Origin of the sequence: Bacillus sp. 3103sda1, assembly GCF_024159135.1 — a bacterium.
GTDB lineage: Bacteria > Bacillota > Bacilli > Bacillales > Bacillaceae_G > Bacillus_A > Bacillus_A rhizoplanae.
Window position 1 is genome coordinate 173,560 of sequence record NZ_JAMYWS010000001.1, and the last position, 16,298, is coordinate 189,857.

Genomic DNA, 16,298 nt, shown 5'->3' on the forward strand with positions numbered 1-16,298 from the left:
AGGTAATTCAATAGCTATAGGGAATACAGCAAAGATATATCAATGAAAGTAATTCTAATTGAAATTGCATTAGAACGTATGTTCTTGTATAATTATTAAGTAAAAACAAATAGAAGAAAGTGGGGAAAGTAAATGATTAATAAAGTCGGTCAAATTATGCTATATGTAAATAATCAAGATGAGGCATTGCAATTTTGGACAGAAAAAGTAGGGTTTAGTGTAGTTTCTGAAGAAGATAACGGCCAAGGATTTAGATGGATTGAAATTTCTCCAACAAAGGAAGCAGGAACGAGTATCATTCTTCACAATAAAGAATTAATTGCTAAAATGCAGCCTGAATTAAATCTTGGCACACCTTCGCTGATGTTTTTTACGGAAAATCTCGATAAGTTATATAAAGATTTATCGGATAAAGAAATCACAGTCGGAGAAATTGTAAGTATGCCTTCTGGTAGAGTATTTAACTTTGCTGATAATGAAAACAATTATTTTGCAGTTATGGAAAAAAAGTAATTCACAAAATTATAGGGAACAAACATGAAAATGAATTTTAGTCATTTTGATGTTGAGGGGCAATAAAGTTATTTAATCTAAAATAAAGTCACTTAAGAACACACCTTTGGGATCTCATGATGATATCTCCTTTGGTGTGTTTTTTTATAAAGAGTAATAAGAAAAATTCCAGTTCCAAGTGTCCGATGAAAATAAAGTTGTAGACTGGAAAAACAGATTAAACTGAACTGCAATTTAATTCATTAAGTAAGCTAACGGACAGATTATGAAGATAGGAATGAGGGGGAACTTATGGACTCAAGGAAAGCATCTTTGAACTTCGAGAAAGTCAATTGTGGCAGTTTTCATGGAGATATCGTCTGTACAGCCATCGTTACTAAGCTTCGGGCTGCTGGTTGTGTTTTCGCCGAAGATGAGGCACGGTTACTCATTTCTACGGCCAGGACGCTGGATGATCTCGCCGCCATGGTGGACCGGCGAGTAGCTGGTTTGCCCCTCGAACACGTTATCGGCTGGACGGAGTTTTGCGGTCTGCGGATAGCGGTGGACCCGGGCGTTTTCGTACCTCGCCGCCGCACAGAGTTTCTCGTCCGCCAGGCCGCCGCCCTCACGCGGCAAGGAGCTGTCGTGGTTGACTTGTGCTGCGGTTCGGGCGCGTTGGGGGCCGCGCTGGCGGCAGTGCAGGAACGGATTGAGTTATATGCCTCCGACATCGACCCCGCCGCGGTGCAGTGCGCCTTGCGCAACGTCGCTGCCACCGGTGGTCACGTGTATGAAGGTGACCTCTACGAGCCGCTACCCGCTACACTGCGGGGCCGCGTCGACGTCCTGGTCGCAAACGTACCCTACGTCCCCACCGAGGCGATCAAGTTACTCCCCTCGGAGGCTCGCATACATGAGGCACGTGTGGCACTCGACGGAGGTGTGGACGGGCTTGATGTCCAGCGACGGGTGGCGGCTGCGGCGCCAGAGTGGCTGGCACCTGGCGGCCATTTGCTGATTGAGACTAGTGAACGGCAGGCAAAGCAAACTGTCGAGATCTTCGCTCGTAATGGGTTGATACCGCAGATGGCTCGTTCTAATGAACTGGATGCCACCGTTGTCATCGGAACTAGGCCCGCCTATTTATCCCGCTATTCGTGAGCAGTTCAATGCAAAAAAACGACGGTACTAAATAACTACCGATGTCTTACTTGCATACTAATTGAGCCAGCTGCTTATATATCTTCACAATTTCTTCAAGCCTTATTCTTACTAATCCGCTTGAGGAGGGGGCAACAAAATCAATTGTTCCAGGTATGACTGACTCAGGCTGTTGTCCCCATGGTGCTACCTTTCGCCCGCTATATTCTTGATAAACGCCTTTCCCAACAAAACAGACTACTTCGGGCTTTAGTTGTGTAATTTTCTGTTTTAGAATTTCTTTTCCTTCTTTATACTCTTCCTTGGTAATCTCATCTGCTGCCTTAGTTGGTCTTGCTACTATGTTTGTAAGACCCATATCCAAATCCAATAATTTATAGTCTTCCGAAGCATCATATTTTCTTGGTGTTAGTCCGGCTTCATGGAGAATTTTCCAAAAACGATTATTAGGATTGGCGAAGTGATGTCCTGTTTCACTTGAGCGAATGCTTGGATTAAAGCCGACAAACAAAATTTTTAAACCTTTTTTAATATGATCATTAACTGGTTTCAAGAATACACAGCCTCCTTATATGGAATACAAACTGATAAAGTTTTTTTATTTTACCACAATCTTTTCAGTTCCTTCTTAGTGTATTGGATTAAATTTCCTATAGAAAGATGTAAGGGGGGAGTGTAAGTGAATCAAAAATGGACAAAATTCATAATACTTCTAGCTGTTATCTTAATGGTATTTTCGATTACATACAAAGTATTTTAGACTATAAAATATTGGACTGTTAAAAAAGTGTTTTTATCATTCTTGTTCTTAGAGATAGATTTAAGCTGTTCTAAGGATAGATATATCGGATGTGAATTCTTAAATTTAAACAAAGGCATTGAAATATTTTCAAAAAGGCTGAGCATAAACCAGATTTTTTTCTGATTCATGCTCAGCCTCTTGTTGCATCTTTATGTTTATTCAACTAGGGCCCGTTCACTTTGTTCCATAGCTCTGATGGATTCGGCCACTTTAACCATCATGGAACATTCGATTCTCTTACGGAAGATGTCACAACTGAAATCGTAAGTTCCCTTGAGAGAGCCGGTTGCGTGCAGCGCGTTGGCAGGGCAACCGCCACTGCAGTAGAGCTTCGCCCAGCAGTCCTGGCATTCCGGCTTCGAGTAGCAGTTGCTTTCTTTAAATTGGCATTGCGTCTCTAGTTTTGTGATTCCATCCCAGATGTTTCCCATACTGTATTCTTCATCTCCAACGAATTGATGGCAAGGGAAGAGCTCGCCCCATGGTGTGACAGCGAGATATTCCGTTCCTGAGCCGCAGCCGGAAATTCTTTTTTGAATGCAAGGGCCTTCTGAGAGGTCAAGCATGTAATGGTAGAAGGTAAAGCCATTGCCTTCTTCTGCGCGCTTTAGCATTTCTTTGGCGAGAATTTCGTACTGGTTATAAATCTCTGGGAGGTCCTCATCAGTGAGCGCATATGGTTCACGTGGATCACAGATGACCGGTTCCATCGAGAGCTTGTCGAAACCAAGATCTGCAATGTGAAAAATATCATTGGTGAAGTCGACATTGTTGCGAGTGTAGGTTCCACGTACATAGTATTCTTTGTCTCCACGCTTTTCGATGAATTCCTGGAATTTCGGAACGATATAATCGTAGCTTCCTTTTCCGGTGACGGTTTTGCGAAGGTGATCATGAACCTCTTTTCTTCCATCAAGACTTAGTACTACATTGTACATTTCCTCGTTCAAGAAATCGGTGATCTCATCGCTCAGCAGCATGCCATTCGTAGTGAAGGTGAAGCGAAAAGTCTTTTTGTACTCTTTTTCTTTGCTTCTTGCGTAAGCGACAATCTGTTTGACAACCTTCCATGCCATGAGTGGTTCTCCACCGAAGAAGTCGACGTCGAGGTTTCGGTGATGACCGGAGTTTTCTAATAGGTAATCGATGGCTCTTTGTCCAACCTCATAGCTCATGATTGCTCTGTTTCCGTTATATTTTCCTTGGCTGGCGAAGCAGTATTCGCATGATAGGTTACAGGTATGCGCGACATTGAGGCAGAGAGCTTTTACATAAGTTTGACGATTTCTCAAATCGATTGAGAGGTCCTTAAATTCATCCTCAGTAAAGAGTTGTCCATCATTTTTTAGCTCTTCGACATCCGCGATTGTTTCGCGAATGTCCCCCTCGGAGATGTTGGAATCATATTTGTACTTTTCCAGCATCATTGTCACGATTTCTTCTGCAGGAGTATTCTCATAAAGCCCAATGATTTCATAGGCGAGGTCATCGACAACATGCACCGATCCACTATAGGTATCCAGCACGATGTTGTATCCATTTAATTTATATTGATGAATCATACTTAATAATCAAACTCCTTTTGTCCATAAAGTGAAACTTCTATTAACGGGATAAAAATTGCCGCCCATCTGGAAAGCAGTTGGGCGGTACATTTCTTATTTCCTAACTGTTCATTGTGTTTTCACACTTCTGATTTGCAACTCCGCAAGACGTTTTGCAAGCAGATTGGCAAGATGTTTGGCATGCACCGCATCCGCCGTGTTTTGCGGTATCCTTCAGTTTATGAGTGCTCAGTGTTACGATTCTTTTCATAACGCACAACTCCTTTTTAAAATGTTTTTTGAAGAAATAAGAGTTAAATATTGTGAAACTTTTCACATTTAGAAGTAATATTTGTGAATAATTTCACAATAAAGACCAAGATTTGTGAATCCTTTCACATTAATTCCAACAATAATTTTAACAACACCGCGGGTTCACGTCAATCATTCCTGATGTCTTGATACTGCGGAAAATCCACTTGATTTCGTTTCTACTTTTTCTTCATCACGATTTGAAGAGTTTCGAGAGTGCGAAACGTTCGCATGTAATTATGATTTGGGATTCCCTGTTATAATAGTAAATTCGTCCTTTCTTAAGAAAGGACGAATTTTTTTAGGTATCTATCCTTGAATATTTATGAGTTTTGCTATTGCGGAACATGTGTTTCATACTTCCGCTGTAATTCCTTCAACTCCTCCATCAAATTCTCCCCAATCGTAGGAGCAAGTTGGTCGTATATAGGTGATAGTGTCTTTTCCCATTCTTTTCGTTGTTCGTCGTTTAATTCATGAATTTGAATTGATGAGTTTTGTTTCATGAGTTCAAGTTGTTCTTTGTTCATTTGAATGGATTGTTGATTATTCCAAGCAGTCGTTTCTTCCATTGCTTCCATTAGTATTTGCTTTGTTTTTTTCGTTTGTTTGTCCCAGGTTTTTTGATCCATCATGACAACATATCCTAAATACCCATGGTTAGTAATTGTCAAATAGTTTTGGACGTTATAGAATTTTTTAGAGTAGATATTTGAAATGGTATTTTCTTCGCCATCAACTTTTCCTGATTCAATTAATTGATATGTAGAGTTAAATGAATCAGGATATGTGTGAACTTTTAATAAATCAAATTGGGACTTGATTACATTACTTTGCATGATGCGAAAAGATTGTCCCTTTATATCTTCGGGTGTATAAATGGGTCCTTTATTTGAAGTGATTTGTTTAAAGCCGTTGGACCAGTGGGCAAGCCCTTTTATTCCATCTTTTTGTAAGGATTGAAGTAATTGTTCCCCAATTTTTCCGTTTAAGCCTTCTTGTAAGGCTTCATAACTTGAAAAAGCAAATGGTAAATCAAGTACGCCCCATTCAGGGGAGAACGCTCCAAGTTTTGATGTAGAGGGAGCAATAATTTGTACTTGCCCAGATTTTAAAGCACGAAATTCTTCTATATCAGAATATAAGCTTCCATTAGGGAAGACTTCTATTTTTATTTTACCATTTGATTTTTCATCAACGAGTTCAGCAAATTTGTTGGCAGCACGTCCTTTTGGTGTGTTTTCGGCTACAACATGGCTAAATTTAAAGACGATTTGGTCTTCTAGTCCTTCTTGTTCATCATCGTATGAGAGTGTATTTTGAGAAAAATAACCCTGATATTTAATAAATAAAGCGCTTGCAATTAAAGTGATGAAAAGGAGTAGAAAAGTAGCTGCTTTTTTCATCTTAGTTCTCCTTTTGAGGTTGTTATTGTAAGCATATCGAGAAGATTTCTATTCGTAAAGATGCTTTTTGAGGAAAGGAGGGCCAGAAGTGAGGAAATTACCAATCCGTTGGAAAATTACGATTCTTTCTTATGCAGTAGTTATATTTTCGCTCATGATTAGTGGAGGGGTTATAATCGCAAATATTCAACAAAAAGAAGAGAAAGAATTAAGAATTAGATCTATGAATACAGCGCGAACGGTAGCAGAAATGTCAGATGTAAAGAGGGCTCTTCAAGAAGCAAATGGATGGGTTACATTAAATCCTGTTATTGAAAAGATTAGAGTAATTAATGAAACAGATTATATTGTAGTTATGAATATGGAACGAGTTCGATATTCGCATCCTGTGAAAGAAATGATCGGGAAACCTTCAAAAGGAGCAGATGAAGAACCTGCATTTGCAGAACATATTTATTTTTCAAAAGCAAAGGGAGAAATAGGTACTGTAATTCGTGCGTTTATGCCTATTAAAGATCAAGACTTAAACCAAATCGGTGTTGTCGTTGTGGGAAACAAAATACCAAGCTTTTGGGGGATTATGGTTGAATTACGAGGAGAAATTCTTTTTATAGTCATATTAACTTTAATATTTGGATTGATAGGTTCATTAATGCTCGCTAATCATATAAAAAAACAAATGTTTCAGTTAGAGCCATATGAAATTAAACGGATACTTGAAGAAAGGACAGCAACCTTCCATTCCATGAATGAGGGTGTGATTGCGATTGATAATCAAGAAATTATTACGGTTTTCAACGAGAAAGCAAAGCAAGTTTTTCATGTAGATGGAGATGTTGTAGGAAAGCCTATTCGTAAAGTATTACAGGATACAAGGCTTCCAGAAATCGTGGAGAAAAATCAGGCAGTATACAATGAAGAGATAAAAGTCAGCGGACAGGTTATTTTAAGTAATCGTATCCCTATTAAGAAGGGGAAGGAATTAATTGGAGCTGTGGCAATTTTCCAAGATCGTACCGAAGTAACAAAGCTTGCGGAAGAATTAACTGGAGTGAAGAACTTTGTAGAGGCATTGCGTGTGCAAAGTCATGAGCATATGAATAAGCTTCATACAATAGCGGGTTTAATTCAGCTCGGTAAAGCTGATAAGGCATTACAACTTGCATATAACACTTCAGAAGAACAGGAAAATGTAACAAATTTTTTAAATGAGACAATTAAAAATGATGCCGTTGCAGGTCTGCTTTTAAGTAAAGTTAGTAGAGGAAAAGAGCTTGGAATTCAAGTGGTTATTGATCAAAATAGTTATTTGGAGGCTTTTCCATACCAATTAGATCAACACGATTTCGTTGTATTATTAGGAAATTTAATAGAAAATGCATTCGGATCATTTGAACAAATTGAGGCCGCGAATAAAAGAATTGATATTAGTATTGAGCAGTCAGAGGACGTATGTGCGATATTAATTGAAGATAATGGCTGCGGAATAAAAGAAGAGCATTTACCAAGGGTATATGAGAAAGGGTTTACTGTGAATAAGCGTAGCGGGACAGGTTATGGTCTTTTTCTAGTAAAACAAATTGTTGAAAAGGGAAGAGGAGAAATTAGAATTTCATCTTTTCAAGATGAAGGAACTTCTTTTATCATTACTTTTCCAATGGAGATGGAGGCGGAATTGTATGGCATGTAAAGAGGAATTTAAAGTAGTGTTGATAGAAGATGATCCAATGGTTCAGGAAGTGAATAAAGAATTTATAAGAAGTGTAGAAGGGTTTCAAGTAATAGCTGTTGCAAGCGATGGTGAGGAGGGGATTCGTTTTGTCAAAAAAATGAATCCAGATCTTGTTATTTTGGATATCTTTATGCCTAAAAAGGATGGTATTAAAGTACTGCAGGAATTTCGAAAGCAAGAATTAGAAACGGATGTAATTGTTGTTTCTGCTGCTAAAGATAGGGAAACAATTAAACTCATGCTTCAAAATGGAGCTCTAGACTATATCATTAAGCCTTTTAAGCTGTATCGTATTCAGCAAGCGTTAGAGAAGTACCGCCAATATAGAACGAGTTTGAGAGATTCTGGGGTTATTTCGCAGGAGCAACTAGATTTATTACTATATTCTGGGCGTTCTGAGAAAACTGTGAGCAATTTGCCAAAAGGCTTGAACGAATTTACATTAAATGAAATTGTAACGTATGTAAAAAAGCAAGAAGAACCTCGTTCTGCCGAAGAAGTGGCACGTGCAATTGGGATAGCTAGAGTTACGGCCCGGCGTTACTTAGATTATTTAGAAAAAAGCGGCGTAATTCATTTGGCAGTTCAATATGGTGGAGTCGGAAGACCAATTAATCGTTATGTGTTTCATGAAATGAAAAACTAAGACCAAAATGAACAAAATATTCGTTATGACCATAAACTTCTCTCTTTTTAATGTAAACGCTATCATTATGTTAGGAACAAAGGGGTAGAAAAGCTTATAAAATTAGAGGAGGGAGAAGAAAGGTGAAACGACTCTTTAAAAATTTAACTTTTCAAGTATTAACGGCTATTGTGCTTGGTGTGTTAGTTGGATTACTTTGGCCAAGTGTCGGTAAACAAATGAAGCCATTAGGCGATACATTTATCAATGCTGTAAAAATGGTAATTGCACCGATTATTTTCTTAACAATTGTACTTGGTATTGCCAAAATGGGAGATATGAAAAAGGTTGGTAAGGTTGGTGGAAAAGCTCTTATTTATTTTGAAGTGGTGACGACATTTGCACTTATTGTTGGTTTAATTGTTGTAAATATTATGAAGCCAGGTGAAGGCCTTAATTTTAATGAGCTTGCAAAAGGGGACGTATCAAAATATACACAAGGCGGAGGACATGGAATTAACTGGATTGATTTTGTAACTCATATCGTGCCTTCTAATATGGTTGATGCGTTTGCAAAGGGTGATATTTTACAAGTATTATTCTTTTCGATTTTATTTGGTATAGGGCTAGCGGCTCTTGGAGAAAAAGGAAAGTCAGTGATTGATTTCTTAGATAAACTTTCACACGTATTCTTTAACATTATTGGCTATGTAATGAAAGCTGCACCGATCGGGGCATTTGGTGCTATGGCATATACAATCGGTTACTTTGGACTTGCTTCGCTTGTGCCACTTGGAAAATTAATGATGTCAGTATATATAACGATGTTCCTATTCGTTTTTGTTGTTTTAAATATTATTTGTAAGATATATGGATTTAGTTTATGGAATTATTTAAAGTTTATTCGGGATGAAATATTAATTGTATTAGGAACAAGTTCTTCTGAATCTGTACTGCCAAGAATGATGAATAAGATGGAGCAATATGGATGTTCAAAATCCGTTGTTGGTCTCGTTATTCCAACAGGTTATTCCTTCAATCTTGATGGTACGTCTATTTATTTATCCATGTCAGTTGTCTTTTTAGCACAAGTATTTGGTATCGATTTAACAATTGGGCAGCAAGTTACAATTATTTTAGTGCTTATGTTAACGTCTAAGGGAGCTGCAGGTGTGACAGGAAGTGGATTTATTGTATTAGCGTCTACTTTATCAGCATTAAAGGTTATTCCTTTGGAAGGATTAGCATTACTTCTTGGAGTAGATCGCTTCATGAGTGAAGGCAGAGCTATTGTAAACTTAATTGGAAACGGGATCGCTACGATGATTGTTGCAAAGAGTGAAAACGAATTTGATGAAGCAAAATATGCAGAAGCAGTTTCTGGTATGAAAGTGTTGAAAGAGACGAAGAAAGCTGTATAATGCATAAGCAGTAGAAATGATCGTTTGTTTTAAAAGGAATGAAGAATATAAGGGGAAAAGGAACTATCCACTATAATAGGTGGATAGTTTTTTTAAAATTAGTTTATCCCGCTATTCGTGGGCAGTAATACTCCCACCTCAAAATTCGGCGAAAGCAAAGAAGTTAGGTGGGAGATAAACTGCCCGTAAAAGCCCGATTGGTTCAACTAATAATCAGTGGAGGATGAAGAAAACCCCCACTGATTAAAGTTTCACTTTATCCCGCTATTTTGGGACAGTAAGACCCCCACTGGCGGAAGTTTCATTTTATTGAATCCATTGCATAATGGTTTCTTTCCCCAGCTATCCGTTTTTGGATAAAGTTAATGGTATCCGTCGCAATTCTTTTGCGATTAAGGACAATTCCAGCATGTCCGCCATTATATACATGTCGTGTAGGTTTTCCCCAGGACTGCCATAAGGAATCAGTGTCTTCGATATGGACATACTGATCGTTTTTGGCGGAAATTAACAGGATGTTGTCTTTATTCATTACTGGAACCGTTTGGTTAGGTTCTGTAATTCTCCAATACTGTATTAAATCATTATAAGTAATTCCGTGTTCTTGTAAGTCTGCTTTAATATATTTCCCAGGCTTTGTATTCCAAATGGAATAAGAAAGACGATTGGCATAAAAAATAGAAGCTAGTACATCAATTTGAGATTCAACTAAAGCCATTAAATTTGTAATGAATCCACCTAGGCTAATACCGACTAAAATTACCGGTCCTTGTTTGTTTTTCTTAATCCATTGTATTAATCCTCTTAAATCAGCTACAGCTTGCTGAGATGATTGGACTGTTCGCTCAATGTTGGCGCTAATCATGTATTCTCCGCTATATAGTGAACATTCTGGCTTTCTTTCGAAGTGATATGGTAGCGTAAAATAATACATATTCCATTTCAAATTCATTATTTGATCATGAAATATTTTTTTTACTCTTTCATTTGAATCCATTCTCCAACCATGAACAAAAATAATGTTAGGTGAGGCATCATTTTGGTGTAAAAAAGCCTCTCCAGTCACAATATCATTACATGAAATACCAGATTGAATTGAGCTTTTATATTCAAATTTACCGATATCGTAATTTTGATTATTAAAATCTTTTATTTTAAATTGAATATTGATTGAATTGGTTTTATAAAACTCTTGGATGTCTTTCGTTTCTAAAACTTTACTAGGAAGAGAAGAAAATTGAAATTCTTTGCTGCGTTTCTTATGCAAACCATATAAGGCATATAAGTCTATTGCTTTTGAAAAGAACAAAATGTCATACCCCCCAATTGTATAAAATAGCATATTGTATGATTTTACAATTTTTTAATTAAAAGGAATAGATTACCCTGCTTTTGTGACTGAATATTCTATATCATCTTTTTGTGTAAGGATGTTCAAAATTTCTTTTTAAAGGTAGTAGTCGTGTAGGTTTTTAGTATAAGTAATGTAGATAAGGTGACAATATTGTGAAAAGAATATCGTCATAGGTACAAAAGAAAGCAGAAACGTGTAATTTTCTACTCATTGTCGATATAATATATGGAAGAAATACAGTGGATAAAAGGAGTAGTTTGAAATGAAACAAAAAGCTTGGGGTGCGATTCTGCTTAGTAGTGCATTACTATTAACAGGATGTACTAGTAATAAAGAAGTAAAAAAAGAAACGAAAGAAAACTTAGAACAGATAGATCAAAAAGATCAAAAGGCAGACAATCCGGAAGATGTGAAAGTGTATAATTCCGTACATAGTCAATATGAGAAAAAAATTGATGACGAATTAAATCAGGCTATGGAGCTTTGGAAAGAAGCTAAAGAAGGATCTGCAAGCACATTACAATCTCCGAAGTTTAAAGAAGACGTACAAAAGGTAACAGAAAATACGTTAGCAGATATTGAGAATGTGCGTAAAGAAATTCGGGTTCCAAAATCAAAAGAAAGTGAAAACGCCTTGTATGTAGGTTTTTTAGATGAAACAGAACAGGCGATGAAAAAATTAGCGCAATTAGCGAAAGAAGAAAATTCTGCATTAATTCGTGATGTTGAAGTACATTTTTCTACAGCAGTTAATTATTATGATCGTTTTAAAAAAGAAGAGCAGGGAGCGAAATAACTTTGTTTACAAACAAAGTTATATTTTGCACTTAACGACTATAAAACCCGCACCTCAAGATTTTAAGAAATCGAAGATAGGTGGGGGTTTTTTGTTGTTTTGTAAATAAATTTTAAGATAGAGGAATATTTGACATTCTTTGCATATATTATTATCATTATTGATAATAATAATAAATTTTAAAGGGGTTGAACGAAATGATTGTTGTAACAACGGAAAGTGTGCCAGGTTACGAAGTAAAAAAGACGTTAGGAACTGTGTTTGGATTAACGGTACGGGCAAGAGGCTTAGGAAAAGATATTATGGCTGCATTCAAAGGTTTATTTGGCGGAGAGATTTCACAGTATACAGAAATGCTTGAGGATGCAAGAAAATATGCGTTAGATCGTATGATTGAAAATGCTGCAGCGATGGGAGCGAATGCAATTATTATGGTTCGTTTTGATTCAGGCAGTCTTAGTCATAATATGAGTGAAATTGTAGCATATGGTACAGCTGTTATTGTAGAAACGGTTGAATAGTATGTGGAAAGGCATTTTCATATATTTCTGTGTACAGGTGATTATTTTTCTTATTATTTTAATGATTGCTAAAAGAAAAGATAAAAGATTACAAGATAATCATGGCACAGAAGTACCAAATGGGTATTTGTTTACAGGGGAAATATATTTTGATCCAATTACGAGAGAGAAATATGAAGTATACTATAACGAAATGAACGGAAAAAGGTTTCATAAAAAGTGTTAGTTTATCCCGCATTAACGGGCAGTAAGACCCCCACCTCAAGATTGAGAGAGAAGCGAGGAAGATAGGTGGGGGATAACTGCCCGTAAAAGCCCGATTGGTTCAACTAACCCTCAGTGAAAAAAGCACTCACTGAGGGAAGTTTCACTTTATTGTTATATGGAATCAATAGAAATAACTTTCACTATATAAAAGCAGCTCTTTTAGACGGAAGCTAAAAGAGCTGCTTTGCTTTTGTTTACCTTATTAACGTGCAGTAACTCCTCAGATTAAGATTTAAGGGAAATGAAGAGTATATAGGAGTAACCGCCCGTAAGAGACCGATTGGTTCAACTAACCTTCTGGGAAAAAACCGTTCCCAGAAGGAAGCTTCACTTTATTATGGCATTTTATATTCTTTTTTCGTTCCATCTGTAAAGACAACTTTTAAGTCGAATTTTTGATAATCTTTATCGAGTTGGAATACATCTACTACTTGATCAACGACATCTTGGTCTTTTGTGTCCTTATCAAATTTAAGCTGTTGTAAGAGTGGAGCCAATTTATTCATTGCTTCATCTCCAGCCAACCTTTCATTTGTTTTACTATCGTCTACTTTTGCTTCTGGTTTGTCAGTTGCTTTTTTCTGTTTATATTCTGCTTCGTAGTCTTTCTTTGTATCTTGATAAGTTGCCTTTAAATTGAATTCATTAAAACTTAACTTTAAATCTTGATTTACTGCATCTTTTGTTCCTTCTGTCGTTTTCTTATTAGTAGTTGTATCCTGTTTTGTTGTTGTACATCCTGTCATTGCAGGTACTAGCATGAATGCTAAAAGGATTGAAAATAAGATTCTCATGTTGTATGCCTCCTTATTATTTTTCAATAAAAGTTTTTCCATTTTTTATATTTTTATGTAAGAAAAAGTAATGATTTTTTACAATAAGGAGATGAAGCATAAAGAAAAAGGTATCCTGTGAGGGGATACCTTTTTTATTGATAGTTTTATTCCGCATTAACGGGCAGTAAGATCCCCACCTCAAGATGCAGAGAGAACTAAGAAGATAGGTGGGGGATAACTGCCCGTAAAAGCCCAATTGGTTCAACTAATCATCAGTGGGGGATGAAAAGCCCTCCACTGATGGAAGTTTCACTTTATCAAAGCGAAAAGGTATCAAACATGTGCTTGATGACCTTATATATTAAAAATTAAAGTTATCTGGATCAGGACCAACACGGTGATTCTCATTCAGAGATTGAATTGCTTTCATATCTTCAGCAGTTAATTCAAAGTCAAAGATATCTGCATTTTCAATAATACGATGCTCCTTTACGGATTTTGGAATCGTAACAACCTCATTTTGCAAATCCCAACGCAGGATTACTTGGGCAGTAGATTTATTATACTTTGCTGCAATTTCTTGTAAAGTTGGATGATTAAGAAGCTGACCTTGCATTAATGGTGACCATGCTTCTAATTGAATGCCATGCTCTTTACAAAAAGTATGCAGTTCTTCTTGAGTTAAGCGTGGGTGATATTCTACTTGGTTAATCATTGGTCTAATTTCCGCATCTTCTAGTACGTCTTGTAAATGGTGGACTTGGAAGTTACTAACACCAATAGAACGAACACGACCGTCTTTATAAAGCTTTTCTAATGCTTTCCACGTCTCTTTATATTTACCTTTTACAGGCCAATGTACTAAGTATAAATCTAAGTACTCTAAGCCAAGCTTTTGTAGACTTGTTTCGAACGCTTGTAGTGTAGATTCATAGCCTTGGTCGCTATTCCATACTTTTGATGTAATGAATAGTTCTTCGCGTGGAATACCGGATTCTTGAATTGCTTGTCCAACACCTTCTTCATTTTTATATATAGCCGCTGTATCAATGCTACGGTATCCGTTTTTGATAGCTGCTTTTACAGAATCAATAACCTCTGAGCCGTCTTCTACTTTAAAGACACCTAAACCAAACCATGGCATTTTCACACCGTTATGTAAAGTTGTGCAATCTTGTAAGCTCGTTAATTTCATGTTAATTCCCCCTCGCTTTTTTATTTGTTGCTTCAATTGCTTGGTGAATGACCTTTGAGAAATTATACTCATATAAAACTTTTAAACCTTCTGCAGTTGAACCACCTGGCGTTGTCACTTGTTCACGCAGCATAGCTGGATCTTGTTCTTGTTCGAGCATAGCAGCAGAACCAGCAATCATTTGAATGACAAGATGTTTTGCTGTTGCTTCATTAATCCCATAACTTTTTGTTGCTTCAATTAGACCTTCAGCAAAGTGGTAAAGAAAGGCTGGTGCACTGCCAGTAACAGCAGTTAGTTGATGAATTTCTTCTTCTGTGCAGAGTTGTGATGTACCAATGCCTTTTAAAAGAAGTTGTAACGTTTCTTGCTGTTCTTCATTTACGGAATGTCCCATTGTATATAAGGAGATAGACTGTCCGATCGTCGCAGCTGTATTTGGCATAATCCAGGCAACTGGTGTACCTTGAGGAAGTTTTTCTTCTAAGTAAGATGGGCCAATTCCAGCAGCAACGGTCACTACAAACTGATGAGTTAGAAGAGGAGATAATTCCGCTAATAAATGTTCATGTGCAGCTGGTGGCATTGCTAAAACGATGGTATCCACAGTTTTGATGTACTGTTTCCAATCATTTGTGGTCGATACGCCATATCGTTGCTCTAATTGCTTGAGTTTTTCTGTATCGCTTCGATTAGATACAATAATTTCTTCAATGTATTCTTTACTTGTTTTAAGTAGACCAGTAAATATTGCTTCAGCCATACGGCCTGCACCAATAAATAAAATTCGTTGTTTTTTTTGCATATCCTTTAATCCTTCCTGTAGGAAATGTAGTAACAAAACGATAACATTGATGAAAGATAATTGTAAAAAGAAAAGACTTGTGTATAAAAAAATCCTAGTCTCAGAAAGTATCATTTCCGAAACTAGGATATATAATTAAGATTTTGTCATACCAAGAAGAACTGCACCGCCAATAATTAATGCACTACCAAGTGCGATAAATACCATTTGGCGTTTTGTTTTCTTTTCACCTAAGAAGATAATTGCACCAAATGTTGAGATAATGATCCCAGTTTGGGATAACGAGAAACTTGTTGCAACACCAACTTTTGGTTGAGAAAGGAATAAGAATAAGTTACCTGTACCCCATAATAAACCAGATAAGATATTACGAATTGCATATTTATTGAAAGGTTTATGTTTAGCTGTTAGTATAACGGCTCCAACAAACATACCAACTGCTTGAGGTAAAATAGCAGACCAACCATCAACGTTGTACCAACGAATAATGACTACATATACAAGGTAACCAAAAGTAGAAGTAATTAAAGTAACGATTCCTTTTTTTAGTTGTCCAGGTGGCTGTGCATTTTCTTTATCATCTAAAGAAGTAAAAACAACACCAATCACAATTAAAAGGATTGCAATCGTTCCCAGAATGATTGTAGTAGTAGTTGTCCATTCATGAAATGCGATAACCCCAAAGATAGTAGTAGCTACAAGCTGCATACCTGTTGAAATTGTAACAGTTGTTGAAACACCCATTTTTTCTACTGTTTTTAATTGATTAACTTGTCCTAAAGCCCAGAATAACCCTGAAACAAAGCCAACAATTAATATAGTTAAAGATAATGCAGGTGTTGTAAAGGCATATATGATTGTAGCGAAGAATAGAGCGCCAATAGTCATACCAACTGTTTGGCTATATGCACCGCCGCCCATTTTTACACTTACTATTAAAATATTTCCCCATGCTAATGCAGGAAGAAGTGCTAATAAAATGTCCATTACAAGACTCCCTTCTTGTTATATCAATAAAATGTATTCCGTTCTAACAATCGGTAATTTCCTACTTAAGAAGTAGAGGATTACCGATTGTTAAAACAT

At 36.8% G+C, this 16,298-nt stretch carries 17 protein-coding genes; 8 read left to right on the forward strand and 9 right to left on the reverse strand.

Features of this window, described 5'->3' with window-relative positions:
* Window positions 1–132: 132 nt before the first annotated feature.
* Together NKR74_RS00995 and NKR74_RS01000 are read left to right on the forward strand one after the other, a co-directional pair.
* Complete coding sequence (locus NKR74_RS00995; RefSeq protein WP_098309319.1) at window positions 133–513, forward strand: VOC family protein; 381 nt, start codon at window positions 133–135, stop codon at window positions 511–513.
* A gap of 291 nt (window positions 514–804) precedes the next feature.
* Entirely contained in the window at window positions 805–1,656 is an 852-nt protein-coding gene (locus tag NKR74_RS01000) for a putative protein N(5)-glutamine methyltransferase (RefSeq protein ID WP_253628377.1), read from the forward strand.
* Window positions 1,657–1,702: 46 nt separating this feature from the next.
* Here the strand turns inward: NKR74_RS01000 and mug are convergent, their stop codons facing one another.
* The 4 genes from mug to NKR74_RS01020 all read right to left on the reverse strand — a co-directional run bounded on the left by mug (window position 1,703) and on the right by NKR74_RS01020 (window position 5,720).
* Window positions 1,703–2,209, reverse strand: a complete 507-nt coding sequence (gene mug / locus NKR74_RS01005) for a G/U mismatch-specific DNA glycosylase (RefSeq protein WP_253628378.1) — start codon at window positions 2,207–2,209, stop codon at window positions 1,703–1,705.
* Window positions 2,210–2,613: 404 nt separating this feature from the next.
* Window positions 2,614–4,020: a thioether cross-link-forming SCIFF peptide maturase gene (gene scfB, locus NKR74_RS01010; RefSeq protein WP_253628379.1), complete on the reverse strand. Its 1,407-nt coding sequence runs from the start codon at window positions 4,018–4,020 to the stop codon at window positions 2,614–2,616.
* 103 nt (window positions 4,021–4,123) lie between these two features.
* Window positions 4,124–4,273, reverse strand: a complete 150-nt coding sequence (scfA, locus tag NKR74_RS01015) for a six-cysteine ranthipeptide SCIFF (protein ID WP_253628380.1) — start codon at window positions 4,271–4,273, stop codon at window positions 4,124–4,126.
* 376 nt (window positions 4,274–4,649) lie between these two features.
* A complete protein-coding gene (locus tag NKR74_RS01020; protein WP_253628381.1) occupies window positions 4,650–5,720 on the reverse strand; it encodes a TRAP transporter substrate-binding protein in 1,071 nt (356 codons plus the stop codon).
* 88 nt (window positions 5,721–5,808) lie between these two features.
* Here NKR74_RS01020 and NKR74_RS01025 point away from each other — a divergent pair, with 88 nt between their 5' ends.
* The 3 genes from NKR74_RS01025 to dctP all read left to right on the forward strand — a co-directional run bounded on the left by NKR74_RS01025 (window position 5,809) and on the right by dctP (window position 9,498).
* Entirely contained in the window at window positions 5,809–7,410 is a 1,602-nt protein-coding gene (locus NKR74_RS01025) for an ATP-binding protein (RefSeq protein WP_253628382.1), read from the forward strand.
* Complete coding sequence (locus NKR74_RS01030; RefSeq protein ID WP_098309312.1) at window positions 7,400–8,098, forward strand: response regulator; 699 nt, start codon at window positions 7,400–7,402, stop codon at window positions 8,096–8,098. Before NKR74_RS01025 ends, NKR74_RS01030 begins: the two co-directional genes overlap by 11 nt.
* 122 nt (window positions 8,099–8,220) lie before the next feature.
* Window positions 8,221–9,498: a C4-dicarboxylate transporter DctP gene (dctP, locus tag NKR74_RS01035; RefSeq protein ID WP_098309311.1), complete on the forward strand. Its 1,278-nt coding sequence runs from the start codon at window positions 8,221–8,223 to the stop codon at window positions 9,496–9,498.
* Between the two features lie 301 nt (window positions 9,499–9,799).
* Here the strand turns inward: dctP and NKR74_RS01040 are convergent, their stop codons facing one another.
* Window positions 9,800–10,807 carry an alpha/beta hydrolase gene (locus NKR74_RS01040; RefSeq protein WP_253628383.1) on the reverse strand — a complete coding sequence of 336 codons (1,008 nt, stop codon included), beginning with the start codon at window positions 10,805–10,807 and terminating at the stop codon, window positions 9,800–9,802.
* 307 nt (window positions 10,808–11,114) lie between these two features.
* On the opposite strand from NKR74_RS01040, the gene NKR74_RS01045 reads away from it, so the two are divergent.
* The 3 genes from NKR74_RS01045 to NKR74_RS01055 all read left to right on the forward strand — a co-directional run bounded on the left by NKR74_RS01045 (window position 11,115) and on the right by NKR74_RS01055 (window position 12,395).
* On the forward strand, window positions 11,115–11,648 hold the full coding sequence (locus NKR74_RS01045) for a hypothetical protein (protein WP_253628384.1): 534 nt from the start codon (window positions 11,115–11,117) through the stop codon (window positions 11,646–11,648).
* Window positions 11,649–11,845: 197 nt separating this feature from the next.
* Window positions 11,846–12,169 (forward strand): YbjQ family protein, encoded by a 324-nt coding sequence (locus NKR74_RS01050; RefSeq protein WP_098309308.1) that lies wholly within the window; start codon window positions 11,846–11,848, stop codon window positions 12,167–12,169.
* A gap of 1 nt (window position 12,170) precedes the next feature.
* Window positions 12,171–12,395 (forward strand): hypothetical protein, encoded by a 225-nt coding sequence (locus NKR74_RS01055; protein WP_098309307.1) that lies wholly within the window; start codon window positions 12,171–12,173, stop codon window positions 12,393–12,395.
* A 376-nt stretch (window positions 12,396–12,771) separates the two neighbouring features.
* On the opposite strand, the gene NKR74_RS01060 is transcribed toward NKR74_RS01055, so the two are convergent.
* The 4 genes from NKR74_RS01060 to NKR74_RS01075 all read right to left on the reverse strand — a co-directional run bounded on the left by NKR74_RS01060 (window position 12,772) and on the right by NKR74_RS01075 (window position 16,199).
* Complete coding sequence (locus NKR74_RS01060; protein ID WP_253628385.1) at window positions 12,772–13,230, reverse strand: YusW family protein; 459 nt, start codon at window positions 13,228–13,230, stop codon at window positions 12,772–12,774.
* 343 nt (window positions 13,231–13,573) lie between these two features.
* Window positions 13,574–14,407, reverse strand: coding sequence for an aldo/keto reductase (locus NKR74_RS01065; protein ID WP_098309305.1), 834 nt, complete (start codon window positions 14,405–14,407; stop codon window positions 13,574–13,576).
* A 1-nt stretch (window position 14,408) separates the two neighbouring features.
* Entirely contained in the window at window positions 14,409–15,212 is an 804-nt protein-coding gene (gene proC, locus NKR74_RS01070; RefSeq protein WP_098309304.1) for a pyrroline-5-carboxylate reductase, read from the reverse strand.
* Between the two features lie 135 nt (window positions 15,213–15,347).
* Complete coding sequence (locus NKR74_RS01075) at window positions 15,348–16,199, reverse strand: GRP family sugar transporter (protein WP_098309303.1); 852 nt, start codon at window positions 16,197–16,199, stop codon at window positions 15,348–15,350.
* Between the last annotated feature and the right edge of the window lie 99 nt (window positions 16,200–16,298).

Excerpts from the sequence above, each read along its gene's own strand:
- NKR74_RS01045 (WP_253628384.1), top strand. The coding sequence starts at position 11,115 with ATGAAACAAAAAGCTTGGGGTGCGATTCTGCTTAGTAGTGCATTACTA.
- scfA (WP_253628380.1), bottom strand. The coding sequence starts at position 4,273 with ATGAAAAGAATCGTAACACTGAGCACTCATAAACTGAAGGATACCGCA.
- scfB (WP_253628379.1), bottom strand. The coding sequence starts at position 4,020 with ATGATTCATCAATATAAATTAAATGGATACAACATCGTGCTGGATACC.
- NKR74_RS01060 (WP_253628385.1), bottom strand. The coding sequence starts at position 13,230 with ATGAGAATCTTATTTTCAATCCTTTTAGCATTCATGCTAGTACCTGCA.
- NKR74_RS00995 (WP_098309319.1), top strand. The coding sequence starts at position 133 with ATGATTAATAAAGTCGGTCAAATTATGCTATATGTAAATAATCAAGAT.
- NKR74_RS01055 (WP_098309307.1), top strand. The coding sequence starts at position 12,171 with ATGTGGAAAGGCATTTTCATATATTTCTGTGTACAGGTGATTATTTTT.
- NKR74_RS01050 (WP_098309308.1), top strand. The coding sequence starts at position 11,846 with ATGATTGTTGTAACAACGGAAAGTGTGCCAGGTTACGAAGTAAAAAAG.
- NKR74_RS01020 (WP_253628381.1), bottom strand. The coding sequence starts at position 5,720 with ATGAAAAAAGCAGCTACTTTTCTACTCCTTTTCATCACTTTAATTGCA.
- NKR74_RS01000 (WP_253628377.1), top strand. The coding sequence starts at position 805 with ATGGACTCAAGGAAAGCATCTTTGAACTTCGAGAAAGTCAATTGTGGC.
- NKR74_RS01075 (WP_098309303.1), bottom strand. The coding sequence starts at position 16,199 with ATGGACATTTTATTAGCACTTCTTCCTGCATTAGCATGGGGAAATATT.
- NKR74_RS01065 (WP_098309305.1), bottom strand. The coding sequence starts at position 14,407 with ATGAAATTAACGAGCTTACAAGATTGCACAACTTTACATAACGGTGTG.
- proC (WP_098309304.1), bottom strand. The coding sequence starts at position 15,212 with ATGCAAAAAAAACAACGAATTTTATTTATTGGTGCAGGCCGTATGGCT.
- NKR74_RS01030 (WP_098309312.1), top strand. The coding sequence starts at position 7,400 with ATGGCATGTAAAGAGGAATTTAAAGTAGTGTTGATAGAAGATGATCCA.